10 protein-coding genes are annotated in these 13,239 nt (G+C 64.2%); 3 read left to right on the top strand and 7 right to left on the bottom strand.

The features are described from left to right. Positions 1 to 83: 83 nt before the first annotated feature. The 7 genes from JW958_04270 to JW958_04300 all read right to left on the bottom strand — a co-directional run bounded on the left by JW958_04270 (position 84) and on the right by JW958_04300 (position 10,608). Complete coding sequence (locus tag JW958_04270) at positions 84 to 1,598, bottom strand: GWxTD domain-containing protein (protein MBN1825460.1); 1,515 nt, start codon at positions 1,596 to 1,598, stop codon at positions 84 to 86. Positions 1,599 to 1,687: 89 nt separating this feature from the next. Then, positions 1,688 to 3,160, bottom strand: coding sequence for a GWxTD domain-containing protein (locus JW958_04275; protein MBN1825461.1), 1,473 nt, complete (start codon positions 3,158 to 3,160; stop codon positions 1,688 to 1,690). A 674-nt stretch (positions 3,161 to 3,834) separates the two neighbouring features. Further along, complete coding sequence (locus JW958_04280) at positions 3,835 to 5,367, bottom strand: hypothetical protein (protein MBN1825462.1); 1,533 nt, start codon at positions 5,365 to 5,367, stop codon at positions 3,835 to 3,837. A 16-nt stretch (positions 5,368 to 5,383) separates the two neighbouring features. After that, on the bottom strand, positions 5,384 to 5,959 hold the full coding sequence (locus JW958_04285; protein MBN1825463.1) for a TlpA family protein disulfide reductase: 576 nt from the start codon (positions 5,957 to 5,959) through the stop codon (positions 5,384 to 5,386). Between the two features lie 131 nt (positions 5,960 to 6,090). Further along, positions 6,091 to 7,452 carry a T9SS type A sorting domain-containing protein gene (locus JW958_04290; GenBank protein MBN1825464.1) on the bottom strand — a complete coding sequence of 454 codons (1,362 nt, stop codon included), beginning with the start codon at positions 7,450 to 7,452 and terminating at the stop codon, positions 6,091 to 6,093. Between the two features lie 39 nt (positions 7,453 to 7,491). Beyond that, complete coding sequence (locus JW958_04295; protein MBN1825465.1) at positions 7,492 to 8,478, bottom strand: PEGA domain-containing protein; 987 nt, start codon at positions 8,476 to 8,478, stop codon at positions 7,492 to 7,494. A 249-nt stretch (positions 8,479 to 8,727) separates the two neighbouring features. Continuing rightward, positions 8,728 to 10,608, bottom strand: coding sequence for an alkaline phosphatase family protein (locus tag JW958_04300; protein ID MBN1825466.1), 1,881 nt, complete (start codon positions 10,606 to 10,608; stop codon positions 8,728 to 8,730). A 457-nt stretch (positions 10,609 to 11,065) separates the two neighbouring features. On the opposite strand from JW958_04300, the gene JW958_04305 reads away from it, so the two are divergent. The 3 genes from JW958_04305 (at position 11,066) to JW958_04315 (ending at position 12,964) form a co-directional block, all read left to right on the top strand. After that, on the top strand, positions 11,066 to 11,800 hold the full coding sequence (locus JW958_04305; protein MBN1825467.1) for a hypothetical protein: 735 nt from the start codon (positions 11,066 to 11,068) through the stop codon (positions 11,798 to 11,800). Positions 11,801 to 11,927: 127 nt separating this feature from the next. Then, positions 11,928 to 12,554 (top strand): hypothetical protein, encoded by a 627-nt coding sequence (locus JW958_04310; protein MBN1825468.1) that lies wholly within the window; start codon positions 11,928 to 11,930, stop codon positions 12,552 to 12,554. A 5-nt stretch (positions 12,555 to 12,559) separates the two neighbouring features. Beyond that, positions 12,560 to 12,964, top strand: a complete 405-nt coding sequence (locus JW958_04315) for a hypothetical protein (GenBank protein MBN1825469.1) — start codon at positions 12,560 to 12,562, stop codon at positions 12,962 to 12,964. Positions 12,965 to 13,239: the final 275 nt, after the last annotated feature.

The following is a 13,239-nucleotide window of genomic DNA, read 5'->3' on the forward strand; positions in this document are numbered from 1 at the left end:
GCGAGCGAGAAGAGGGAGGATGCGGAAGCATCCGGACCGTGCCCCGAAGGGAGGCGGGGCGGGGGAAAAGCTCGGAACGCGCCCTACCGCTGGACCACGAATTGGGCGGTTTTCCGGTCCGCCGAGCCGCTCCCCTTGTCCGTCACGTCCACGATCAACGTGTAACGGTCCGGCGGGAGCGAGTTCGTGTCCAGGGAGATGTGGCGGCTCACCGTCCGATCGTCGGCGAACGACTCGAAAGTCTGGCTCACCCCCTGCTCCAGCATCCCTTCGTCGCTCCCCTGCAGAAGGCTGGAGAAACGCCGAACCGCGCTGCCGTAGAGCGTGTAGGTGATCTCATAGACCCCCCGCCCACCCGGCCCGAGCGTCAGGTTGTAGAGCTCGAAGTAGACGTTCACGTCCTCGCCGGGCGCGTAGACGCGGATCGGGCGGGGCACGATCCGGAAGCCGCGGCGGAGAAACGCCCCCTCACCCCGCTCGTCCCGGGTGACCGCGGCGGCGAAAACCAGGTCGCTGAGCCGCGCCTCTCCTCCGCCGAAATCGGGCGCCGTCACTTCCGTTTTGAGGATGCCGTGGTTCTTGGAGCGAAGATCGATCACCCGGAGCGCCAGGTGATAGACGCCGGGATCGACGGTGAAAGAATCGCTGGTCACGACCCATCCGCCCCCTCCCTCGATCGGATCGAAACGGTGCACCAGGTTCTCCACCCTGCGATCCACCAATCGGTAGTCCGCGTCGGAAATCGACGCCCGCCGCTGAATCCGCGCCGCCTCCCGACCCTCCTCCACCTCGCGGTCGAACTTGTCCAGAGGGATCAGGAAGCCGATCAGCAGGTCCGTTCTTTCGCCGGAACCGGCCAGAAAGTTCAAATCAAAAAGAAAGCGGAACTCCTCCGCTCCGCCGTAGTCGTAATCGTTGATCTCGGGGAGCGACTCGAAGTTGCGCTTGCCGTCGTCGGTCATCCGCTGCGCCAGGACCGGATCGACGTCGATATCGTTCACCTCGAGAAAACGATTGAAGCTCTCCTCGAACTCGAGCTGCTCGTCCACGGACCAGCCCGTGTCCTCCCGTAGATACTGGTCGCGGGAGGCGATGCTGGAGACATTGGTCGAAAGCCCCTCGATGAAGTTGCCGTTCAGCCAGCGGTCCTCGAACCAGAGGATCATGTCGTCGTAGAGCCAGAACTCGCGGGGAGGGCGCATCCCCTCGTGCACCACCACCTCGCCCGGCATGCTCTCCCGGTTCTTCGGCTGGCCGAAACGGATCCAGGCGCGGACGCGATCGTCGAACACGAACTCGCCATTCTTGTCATGAAACTGGAGGATGGCGCCGCGGACCCGCTTCTCGTGCTCTTCGAGGCGTTGGTTCTCGTCCGTCGTCGGCGTCGGGTCCCTCTCCGCCCAGAACCGAACCCGCCAAGCCTCCCTCTGTTCCGCCGGGAGGTTTTCATACTCCAGGCGCTGCCCCTCGCTCAGGATGACCGAGAAGAAACGGTCCTCCGACGGGTCGGGCCGTGTTTTCTCACCGGCGATCGCGCGGGAAGTCCCGGCGGCGAGGGCGGTGAGAAGAACGAGAATCACGAGAAGCGCGCGGCGCATGACAGGTCCTCCTGGAGGGCAAGCACCCTCATGGAGTAATACCCCCGAAGCCCGGAGAGGATCGTCGCCGGAACGGGGCTGCGGTTTGCTCAGGGCACCTCGACCCGGAAGGGGGCTTCGATTGCGGCGCTCCCGCCGGTCGTCTCGTCGTCGACCCTCACGAAGAGCGTGTACCGCCCCGCCGGAAGCGAAGAGAGATCCAGCGAGACCCGCCTCTCGGCGACGGTTTCCCGGCTCATCACGCGGGAGCGTTTCTCTTCGCCGCTCCGGAGCTTCCCCCCCTCGTCTCCGCCGAGCTTGCACGAGTATTCGCCGCCCGGTTCCCCTTCCAACCGGTAGACGATCTTGAAATGGCACCGTTCGTCCCTGCCGATCCCCAGGTTGTAGATCTCGAAGTACACGTAAGCCTTCTCGTCCGCGCGGAAGACACCGCCCGGGCGCGGCTCGATCCGGTTTCCTCGCCGAAGGATCGTCCCGTCCCCGCCGGAGAGGCGGCGGATCGCCGTCGCGAGGATCGGACCGCCGATGCGGACCTCCTCGCCGGAGAAATCGGGGACATCGAAGGAGACCGTGCGGGACGACGCGTTGCCGGAGAGCCGGTCGGCGAGGCGCACCGCCACGCGGCAGGGGCCGGGCGGAACGACGAGAGAGTCGGCGACGAGAAAACCGGCGCGCCCATCCAGGGCCGGGTCGCGGAGAACGCGGGTCTCCTCCTTCGAGGCGCTCAGATGATAGCCCTCGTCCCAGGCGGCGAGTCGCATTTCGATCCGGGCGTGTCTATGCTCCCCCCGCCCCTCCAAGGAGAGCGCCCCTTCGGGCACGAAGAGAGAGACGAGAAGGTCGCCGCCTCCTACGCCCGCCGCCGCTCGCGGCTCGACGATGAACTCGATCCCGTCCCCCTCCTTCGGATCGAATTCGTATCGCACCGGCGCGTTCCGCCACCGTTCGGCGCCGCGCGCGGCGTCCGCCCCCCCCCGGTCCCGATCGATCTCGAGACGGTCGAAGGCGCGCTCCAACCTCTCGCGGGAATCCGGGACCGCTCCCGTCCGGGGCGAGACGAGCGCCGGCTCGTCCCCGTCGCCGCCCGGAACGAGCAACTGAACATACGCGCCGCTCTCGTCGACATCCTCGAACCAGAGAAGCATGTCGCCGTAGCGCCAGATCTCCCGGCGCGCGCCGTCCCGGTCCGGGAAGTCGTCTTTTCGATCGGGAAAATCGAAACGGATCGCCGCGCGCGCCCGGTCGTCCCAGACGAAACGGTCTTCGTCGTCCCGAAAATCACCGATCGCCCGCACCACGCGCCGCTGGTGCTCCAGTTCCAACTCGTTCATCTCCGTGGTGGGGGTCGGATCCCGTTCGGCCCAAAAGACGCGCCGCCACTCGTCGCGGCGGTTTCCGTCGAGGCGCAGATAATCGCCCCGCTCCTCCTCGCTCAAGATGACGGAGAAGAAACGCTCCTCCCACGGATCCGGATCATTGACGACGCCCCCGGCGCGAAGAGACGCGGCCGAGAGGAGAAGGACGGCGACGGCGGGGGCGAGACGGATGGCGGCTCCCTTCACGGTGACCTCCCGGGCTCGGTTGGTGATTGCGCGACCACCCCCTTACTATACTCTCGTTCCCGAACGGCTCAAGCGCCGCCGCGCCGCTTCCGCGAGATGCCGGCCCGGGAAAAAAGCGCGGGACGGGTCGAATCGAAGATCCGGCCCGCCCCGGGAGGGTGATCCGGTCCCGCGTGACGCCGGCAAGCTTCGCCAGGGCCACTCTTCCTCGACGAAACTTCACAACCGGCGTCCGGCGCGAACGCCCGCGGGATCCGAATCCCGTCCGCCTCGCTCTCTCCTTCCACGGCCGCGCGGCGCCGTCCCGACCTCGAGAGACGGTAGGGCGCGAGCCGGCCGGCGACCGCTTCCGGAGCCCTCCGGGTCGTCCCTCCATCCCCGCTGTCTCCCACAACCACGCGGCGATGGTCCCGAAAGGAGGTCCGGCGAACGAACGGTTGTTGCGCCGTCCCCTCCTCCAAAGAAGAGAATGACGGAGAGACGTCACCGGAACGTCTCGCGGAGAGCATGCGGCGATGAGGGGGCGTGTCGCCTGAGGAGGAGCGGCAGAAAGCCTCCGGAAGACCTCCGGATGGGTGGCGGAGCCCCCTTGGATTCGGCCGGATCCGCGCAAAAAAAGCGCATAAAAAAAGGCGCCGACGAATGGCCGGCGCCTCTCGCAACTCATTGTTCAACTAGAAGTTGGAAATCAGCTTCATCTCCACGCCCTGGAACTCCGGCTCCTTGCGGCAGACGCCGCCGACGCAGATGTATCCCTCGCGCCTCTTCCCCGCCATCACGGAGAAGCGATGGTTCATCGAGAGAGTCCAATCCACCTGGGCGTAGAAATAGTCGTCCCTCCGGAGTTCCGCCCCGTCCGCGACGGGGTCGAGGAACTGGGCGTGCTCGCCGACGACGGAGAAGGCGAACTCCATGTTGGGGTGGTACTCCAGGAGGGCGAAGTGATCTCGAGTGATCCCGCTCCGCGTATCCGACTCCTGGAACTGGTACTCGCCGCGCAGGCTCCACTCGCCGCCGGGAAAATACTCCACCTCCAGCGCCGGCGTCCGGTATTCGTCGGCCTCTCCCCCGCCGGCCTCCTGTTCGATGTGATCGTAGGCGAGCGCCACGATCCACTGTTCCCCGATCTCCTGCCGCCACTCGCCGTACCACTCGTGGAAGAGCGGCCCGCCGCTCAGGTCGTCCGTCTCCGCGCGGTTCAGGGTGAGGGTGGTGCTCCAGACGGGCGTATAGATCGCCTCGATCTGAAAACCTTCTTCGTCGTCCGCGTTCATCTCGTGCGGATGGCGGGTCATGAGGGTGTAGGCGGTCTCCCGAACCAGCGCCGGCGGGTTGTTGTAGTCCGTGCCGGACGATCCTTGAGGTTGAAAGCGGAACCGCTCGTAGCGCTTGTACTCGCCGGTGAGTGCCAATCCATCGAGGGGGTAGACGCTCGCCGCCGCGTAGTGCCCCGTCCCGCGGACGTCGTCGTAGTCCAGGGCGCGAATCCGGCTGTCCAGGGGAGAGACGTAGAGTCGATTGATCCGCCCCCCCTCGTAGTAAAGGTCCCCGAGCCGGTGGGTATAGCCGGCCCGGCCGCTGTAAGCCTCGGCGTGAGCCGGCTCGGGCGGCGGCACGTACTCGTTCACGTTCGGGTTGCGCGACGACTGGAGGAGGTAGCTCCCGCCGGCGGTGAATCCGGCCGGGAGGTCGGCCTCCAGATCGACGCCCCGGAGCACGTCGCTCCTCTCGTCCGTCTCCACCTCGCGCATGCGGCCGCTGAACGCCTTCGCCGCCAGGGGTCCGACGTTCCCGTGGAGCCAGATCCCGTCCATGTCGTTGTCGATGCGGACGTTGCGGTCCTCGTAGGAGCGAAAGAGAAGGCCCCGCCCGAAGATGCCGTAGAAGGTCCCCGCCCGGACGCCGCCGCGGCCGAAATCGATTTCGGCGAAACGGTGGACGAATCCCTCCCGCACCGAATCCGCCGCCAGCTCGTGGGGCTGGAACGCCTCGTAACGGAAGCCGATGCGGACCATGTCGAACCGGAGGTCCAGCTCGAGCCAGTCCTCGAAAATCTCTTTTGGAATCAAGGAATCACGCTCGGCGTCGCTGTTCACCGAGTATTCGACCTGGTTCATTCCGTGAACGATCACCGGCTCCGGATCGGACGCGGCGACGATCGAACCGTGGGCGAGCAGAATCAGAAGAGGAAAGACGATCCTCCGCACGGCACTCCTCCGCTGGTCAGGATTGATCGGTTTCGTCCGCCCCGGATTCTTCTCCGGCGCCGGCGTCCAGGAGTTTTTCGATCTCCTCGGCGAGCCGCCGCTCGTTTCCGGGCGCGTAACCGAGATGTGAATAGGCGATGGTTCCGTCGGCGTCCACGAGGAACACCTGGGGAATGCTCTTGAAATGATAGAGGCGCATCATCTCGCTGTTCGCGTCGAGAAGAACTTCGAAGGAGTAACCCTTGCTCTTCACGTAGGAACGAACCTTGGCGGAGGAGCGAGGGGAGTCGACGTTTACGGTGAGCACCGTGAGCCCGCGGTCCGCGTATTTCTTGTGCAGCTCCTCCGTTCCCGGAAGCGCGCGGAGACAGGGCTTACACCAGGTGGCCCAGAAGTCGATCAACACCGGCCCGCCGGCCAGCTTTTGCGAGAGGGCGACCTCTTCGCCGGAGAGATTCTTCAGCTTGAAGTCCGGTGCGGCGCCCCCGAGGGAGATCCCGGCCGGCTGGGGCGTCCCCGCGGCCGCGGTGACGGCGCAGACGGCGAGCAGGGCGCAGTAAACCAAGGAAGCGTGCATGGGAACGCGTCTCATGAATGAAAGACTCCTTCCGCGGAGGGACGGGGGGTGATTTTTATCGGATTGTACCTTTTCCCCGGCTCGGATTGCGCGAGAATTCCCCGGCGCGGCATCGGCCCGCGACGGGACTTCGCGAGCGATCCGGGCTAACGGATCAGCGTGATCTTACGGGTCTCCGACGCCTTGCCGGCGGTCAGCCGGGCGAAGTAGACGCCGCTCGCCGCGGGAGCGCCCGAATCGTCGTTCCCGTCCCAAACCACCGTCGCGGGCCCGGCCGGCACGGACCGGTCGAGGAGGGTGCGCACCACCCGCCCCGCGGCGTCGTGGATCCTGACGAGCGCCCGCCCCTCGCGCTCCACCGAGAAGGCGAGGGTCGTGGCCGGGTTGAAGGGGTTCGGCCGGTTCTCGAAAAGCGCGGTGCGCGCCGGCGCGCCGGGATCGCCGGATTCCACGTCCACCGTGGCGGACCAGTAGTTGAAGACGCGCTGCATGATGGTCTGCCGGGTGGTGAGCGATGAAATTCCTTCCAGGCCGAAGGAAAGATAGACGCCGCGTTTCGTGCCGTCGTTCCAATGCACGCCGCCGTCGAGCGAGGCGCCGTCATAGGTGAAGCAGGCGTTCCCGATTCCCGCGGGTGAGATCCCGTCGGGGCTGCTCTGGTTGCCCGCCCCGCCGGCGATGGAGAAGGAAAGGTCTTGGCCGATCGGGTCGGTGCCGTCGCCGGTCACGTCCGTCGTTCCGGCGTCGTCCGCCTCATAGGAGGCGCGCAGCACGTCCTCTAAAAAGTCGCAGGCCGATGTGGAATAGTTCGGGCTGGAAGGATCGCAAAGGTCGTACGCGATGTCCTGCCCGCAGAGGAACAGCTTGCGGTTCACGGTGCCGAAGTAGGTGCTCAGGATGGTGCGGTCCGTCGAATTCAGAGTCGGGGATTCGCCGCCGGTGAACCAGATCACCTTGCGGATCGCGCCGAGCACCGCCGCGGTGGGCGCCTCGACGGAGCGAATCCAGCGCCCATAGGTGGTCCCCGCCGGGAGCGCGTCGATGTAGTAGCTCTCCGTCGCCTGCGCGCCGTCGTCGTCGATGAGAAGCACGTTCACGCCGTTGGTGATCGCCGCGAGGGTCTCGGCCGCCGCTTCGGCGGGGACGCCGAGCGGCTCGACGCGCAGGGCGACCACCGCGCCTCCCTGATCGATGAAGGCGTTGAAATAGATCCCCACCTCCGTAACCTCGCTGGGGTCCAGCGAGAGCGTGTCTGCCATCACGTTCGGCGCAAGGCAGTCGCCGTCGACGCAGAGCGGCGCCGACCACATGAAGGAGGGAAGCTCCTCCGTCTTCTCGACGTAGAACAGCTGGACGGTCGCTTCATTGTTCGTCAGATAGCACTTCGCCTGAAACGTGTTGTTCAGGGCGCCCCACTTTATATTGTCGGAACAGGTGAAATCGAAGTCCACGGCCTGGGCGAGAACGGGCACCAGGGCCGCGAGCAGGATCAGGGCTGCGCGCTTCATGATTTACCTCTACCCTCCTGGGGGGGAGCGGTGGGTGTCTTAACGAGTGTGAACGGTCTGATACACCTTGCGGGTCGAATGGGACTCCACGCAGGCGACCGCTTGCAAATTCTCCCCCTCCCAAGCCTCGGAGATGAAGACGGCGTAACGGAAGTCTCGGGACTCTCCCACCGTCAGGACGAGCGCCTCCCCATCCGCTCCGGGGAGGAACCAACGGACCACGTCGTCGAAGTGATCGACCCCGTTCATCGCGTTAAAATCGATGTCCGTCTCGATCACCATCACGACCAACGCTTCGTCTCCTTCGACGGTTTCGGCCAGTTTCTCCACCGTCCCCGTCACCACGAACGAATCACCGTCCACCGCGGCGACCAGATCGCGCAGGTCGAACGAAGGCTCCACCTGCAACGCTTCCTCCACCGCGGCGAGCATCGTCTCGTACAGATTGTCCGGATTCCCCAATGCGGCGCCGTCCACCCACGAATAGGGGAGGCTCCGGACGCCGAACAGCCCGAGCCGCTCCGTGAGCTGCGCCGGGTTCGCCAAGAAAAAGGGATCCTGATAGGGGATGGGCCAGTTCATATGGTCCGACACCGTGATCACCTTCTCGTATCCTAATTCTTCCACCAACGCTCCGATCGCCGCGTGCGCGGCCGGACAGCCCGTGCAGCTGGCGCTGGTGAAATGCTCGATCAAGACGATCCTCTGCACGTCCGGCTCGTCGACCGGTTCCTGAAGCGTGAAGGACGCCGTGGCCGTCGACTCGCCGCCCACCATCACGATCAGCGACTCCGGATCGGCGACGTATCCGTCCAGCCGCACCCGGACCACGAACTCCCCCGCGGGAATCTTGTCGATGACGGCCGGCGTCTTCATGCCGGTGCGCACGCCGTTGACGGTGACCGCCGCGCCGGTCGGAGAAGACGCGACCCGCAGATCGCCGGTTTCTCCTTGGGGACCCGCCGAGTCATCGCATGCGAGCGCCGCCGCGAGAAGCAGCGGAACAAAAGGAGCTATGGTGCGCAAAGAGGCGGATTTCCCCTTCCGGGAGGACATGCGTATATCCCTCTCTCGCGATCGGCGTTTGCATACTTGATCGAGATTAAGATCATAGCAGTTTTTTCCCCCGTTGTCAACGGAAGATCTTTTTAACCCATTGTATTGCAAACAATTGAAAAAATAGACGAAAGCGGGTTCCCTCGGACATTTCCCCTATTTTTCCGCGGTCGGCCGGACCGGTACGACACTCCGGTCGGGAAAGAGAGATAGGTCGTCCTATTTTACGTAACCGAGGGCTTTTAGCCGCTCCATCTCCGCCTGGGACGCGGAGGCGGCGGCCGCCTCGTCGACGGCCACGGTCCTCTCCCATCCCCGGAAGATCCGGTCCCATGAGGGGATCCTCTCGAGTGGGGGGCGGCGCTCGGCGGAAAACAGCTCCGTGAGAACCCGGCCCGGCATGTCCTCGCCGGCGGGGAGGCCGAGAAGGTCGAGCACGGTGGGGGTCACGTCATAAACCGAGGCGCCCCGAATCGTCTCTCCCGTCCGGATGCCGGCGCCGCGCGCCATGAACACCCCCGGCGGAGGCGGGTCGAAGGAGTGGGATCCGGACCAGGGGAGCCGCCCCGATGGGCGGTGGCCGTGATCGGAAGCGATGAGCAGCACCGCGTCGTCGCCGATCCGGTTCAGCACTTCGCCGACGAGCGAATCGGTGAAGACGTAGTAGTCGGGGATCAACTCGGCGTAACGCCCGATCGCCTCCTGGTCGATCGTGTATCCGGGGAAGCTGTCCGGCTCCATGTAATGCCAGAAGAAATGCTCCGTGTCGTCGATCCCGCGGATGTAAAGGCCGAAGAGGGTCGGGCCGTAGCGCTCCCAAAGGTAGAGTCCCTGGGCGTGGCGGGAACAGTCGTCCAGATAGGGGAGGAGGAATCCGCCGAGACGGAACGCCTCCGATTCGCGCGGCGCGGTGGCGCCGAAGGGGGGACGCGTCCAGCCGTCCAGAGAGCGAAACGCCTCCAGCGCGCGCGCCGCCCCCTCTTCATCGCACGATCCCGAGCACCAGAAGCGTTTCAGGTCCGGCGCGCCGACCGTCTCGGGGAGGCGGAAACGGGCGATCAGATCCTCCCTCGCCTCGGGCGGGTACAGGTCGCCGCTCGCTTCGCGCAGATAATCCCAACCGCTCTTCTTGTAGAGGCCCAGATCGAAGAGGAAGCGGCTCGACAACTGAAAAGACTCGACGGGGACCACGGGGTAGCTCGCCCACCAGCTGACGAAACCGCACGGGAGCGACGTCTCGCCGCAGATGTCCCAGAGGGTGTTGACGCGGCGCTCGCGCGCGGAGATCGGCCTTTGCGGGAAGAGGCGCGCGAGATGCTCGATGCCGGACCAGGCGGGGAAGCTGATGCTTCGCACGGGAAGGAACGGGGCGTCCCAAACGGTGAAATGGTTGATTCCGTGGCGCATCGGCTCCTTCCCCGTAACGAGCGTGGTCCAGATGAGCGGCGAGTTGGTCGGGACCAGCGTCTCCAGCTTCCCCGTCGTCCCCTCGCGGATGATCCTCTCGAAGTTGGGGAGGCGGCCCGCCTCGAGGAGCGGATTCATGATCCGCCACTCCATCCCGTCGATGCCCAGAAAGACCACGGGGCGCGGATCGATCGGGCCGGGGGAAGCGCCGGTGGGGGCCGGCATCGGAGGGGTGCGTACCGAGCAGAGGACGAGGAGCGCGGCGACGACGACGGCCGCGGCCCCCGATAGGCGGCGGCCGATCCGCCGGGGAAAGAGCCGGCGTAGAATCAGAAAGAGAAGGAACGCGCCGAGGAAGAGCGCCCCGTCCACGGCGAGGCTCTTCGGGGCGAGCGCCCCGCCGGCGAGGCGGCGGTTCATCTCGAGGCCGGAGAAGACGAGGGCGGCGAGCGAGACGGAAAGGGCGAGCCGCGCGCCGCCGCTCCGGAGGAAGGGGAAGAGCGGCGCGATCAGCCCGAGCGCGCCGAATGGGACGGCGTAGGCGACCAGGGCGGTGAGGATCACGGCGATCGCCGCGCCTCCGGGGAAGGGGAGGTAGTTCGTCCATATCGTCCATGCGCCGATGAGGAGACCGAGAAAGACACCGAAGAGAAACCCCAGCGCCCGCCCCGTGATCCGTCCGTCTTCGTTCATATCCCCTCCGTGCCGGCGCGGCGGTCCGGTTCTACCGAGTATCGACCCTTTCGTCCACGGGCAGCACCACCCCTTCAACCGGCCCGCTCCGGCGTGATTCCACAATCTAATCTTAGTATTTTCCGGTGATTAGAGGCAACGGGAACCGGGGAAGGCTCGGGATCGCGGGGCGGCACGCGGCACGGACCACCCGACCGAATCCGGCATAGGCTGCATTTGTATATTTTCTATTTCGACAATGCGGATCGAAGGCTTATCATCGTGATCGTGAATCATAACGTCCTTTATGTTACATATAAACGGGGGGGAGGGGGGGCTCGGCAGCGCCGAGGCGTGACCGTCAGGATCACATGTCAAATGCCCGCATGACCCGATCTGATATACTGCCGGGGTGACGTGGATACCGTTGTCCGGGGTAAGCCGATTACCAGTTGGGCGATAAGGTGGAACAGTAAGGATGGAATCGCACCTTTCCGCGATGGCCGACTTGGAGTCATTCGACCCCGTAGTCTTCAGGGGAGACGACGAGGTCCCACAGGCCGTCTGTGATTTCGTCCTAGCTCTCGCTCTCGCATACAATGACCTCAGAGACCTACTTGAGCTTCACTTGGCTCTCAATGAACCGAAACCGACGGAGCTTGTGCCCTATACGAAGCAATACGGGGCGTTCCACGGCATCAACCACCATCTTTATCGTCTCATCGTGGGAATGCTGCACGAACTCATGAAGCTTGTCCGCAACCACCGTCAATCCACAGAACATCCCGTCTTCCAGGCGGTTGTCATGAGACTGCCGAAGAAGGTGCGATTAGACTGGGCGACACTCTCTTCTGTTGCCTCGGGACAGGAAAACGACGGGCGCCTTGGCAGGGCTCTTGCAGTAGTTCGCAACAAGGTCGTATTTCATTACGACCCGGGGGCGATAGGCCGTGGGGGCAAATTCCATTTTGCTTCCGTTGAGCGGGACCGGCGGCGAGCCTTTGTTTCGCGTGGGCAGAACATGGCCGAGTCACGATTCTATTTCGCCGACGCTGCTTCCGCCGGTTGGCTTCCTACAATCATGGGCGGAGAGAAGGCGCAGGAGTTTGCTCGGGATATCGTCGAGTTCATTGAGCCCGTAAATAAGGCTCTATGGGGGCTCATAATCGGATTCGTGTATGAGCGTCGTGAGGGATTCCGGACGGAGTCATAGCGTCGCCGCACCAGCGACCGCCGTTACCCGAATCCCGGGATCCTGACACTTCGATGTCTCGTGGGAGGGGTTCTTTTAGGCGTTGCGGCTGACCCGCAGCGTTGGACACGTAGGGGAGAATCGTGAAGTGAGGAGAATCACCTATTCCCTGGCTGTTGCGTGCGCGATAGCTTCGACGGTTTTGGCAGCTACCGAAGGATCGTACGTGGTTCATCAACCTGTCGTTGCAGGTGACGAGGGAGTGACACCACGACCCATCACATTCGTCTGCCTCGGTGACATGTGGGCGGGGCCGGGGTGGACGGTGAAGCGCACGGTCGAGGAGAACTGCATATCGACGACCGAAGGATTCGCCAATCGGAATGCGGCCAACCTGGCGGGGCTGACGGTAACACTCGTTCCGCACCCGGGGCCTCCAAAGAACATGGTCTTCCCGGGCTTGTTCGGCGATACGCTGCGGGCAGTCTTGGACGTTTCTGCGGCGGTTCGGCCACCGGGTGAGAAGAGGCTCTACTTTGGTGGATATTCGCTGGACACGATTCTGCCCGTCACGGTCGAGTGTTTTCTCCTGAACCTCGCGCAGGAATACCCTCGCATTCAATTGCTGGTACTAGAGGTGGCTGGTAGCGAGGAGTACGCATATCTGCGCGGGACGTACCCGATCCACCCACTCGGTGAGAAACCTGAGGAGGTGCCTGACAAACCGGTTCATCAGGATGCACCCAGGGACTCCGTTACTTCAATAAAGAGGTAGGCGCGGTGCTTCACGGCAAGGCCGTTGAGCAAGAACGCGAGGATTGTGCGATTATGCGTATGATATCGGCACTTGTTGTGGCGCTGACCCTTCTGTCGTGCTCGCACCAGCCAGCAGTGGAAACCCGTGCGCCCGTTGCTGACGCAAGAAGTCCGGTCTTGGCGGCCCTCCTATCACGCGACAAGAACCAGATCTATGTGGTCAGTGAGCTGTTTGAAAGGACGGCCGGTGCCGATCCGGATTGTGGACTAGACTTCTCCGGTAGCTATCGTGAGAACGTGCCTGCGATCATTTGCATCATGACGTCACTTCTCAGCTACGATCTGGCGACCTTCCGGGAGTTCGAGGCGGCATACGAGATGGATTCGTGGGCCTATTCTCCGATGTTCTCTGAAAGGTATTGGAAATAACCTGGGAAACCCGATTCAGGGTAGCGCCGCACTGGATCCGCATCGCGAACGATCCGCCGCCAGTCACGCCCCCCCAGTTCGCCTTCCGCATAGAAAGGCGAACCGGGCGATTTTGGGCACTGGCGCCGATTCTCTCCCGGGTGAGCCACCGACACCCGCAAAAAGGGCTTTTCGAGCCTGAAGGCCTTCGGCCCTTCCGCCCGTAGGAAAGCGAATCCTGTTCGCGATCCTGGTGCATATACGACGGGTTCTCTTGCGGGCTGTTGCTTGGAAGA

Source organism: Candidatus Eisenbacteria bacterium, assembly GCA_016930695.1.
Taxonomy (GTDB): Bacteria; Orphanbacterota; Orphanbacteria; order Orphanbacterales; family Orphanbacteraceae; genus JAFGGD01.

What these genes read in the sequence shown, in the direction of transcription:
- JW958_04305 (MBN1825467.1), top strand. Translation starts at nt 11,066, where the DNA reads ATGGAATCGCACCTTTCCGCGATGGCCGACTTGGAGTCATTCGACCCC.
- JW958_04285 (MBN1825463.1), bottom strand. Translation starts at nt 5,959, where the DNA reads ATGAGACGCGTTCCCATGCACGCTTCCTTGGTTTACTGCGCCCTGCTC.
- JW958_04290 (MBN1825464.1), bottom strand. Translation starts at nt 7,452, where the DNA reads ATGAAGCGCGCAGCCCTGATCCTGCTCGCGGCCCTGGTGCCCGTTCTC.
- JW958_04270 (MBN1825460.1), bottom strand. Translation starts at nt 1,598, where the DNA reads ATGCGCCGCGCGCTTCTCGTGATTCTCGTTCTTCTCACCGCCCTCGCC.
- JW958_04300 (MBN1825466.1), bottom strand. Translation starts at nt 10,608, where the DNA reads ATGAACGAAGACGGACGGATCACGGGGCGGGCGCTGGGGTTTCTCTTC.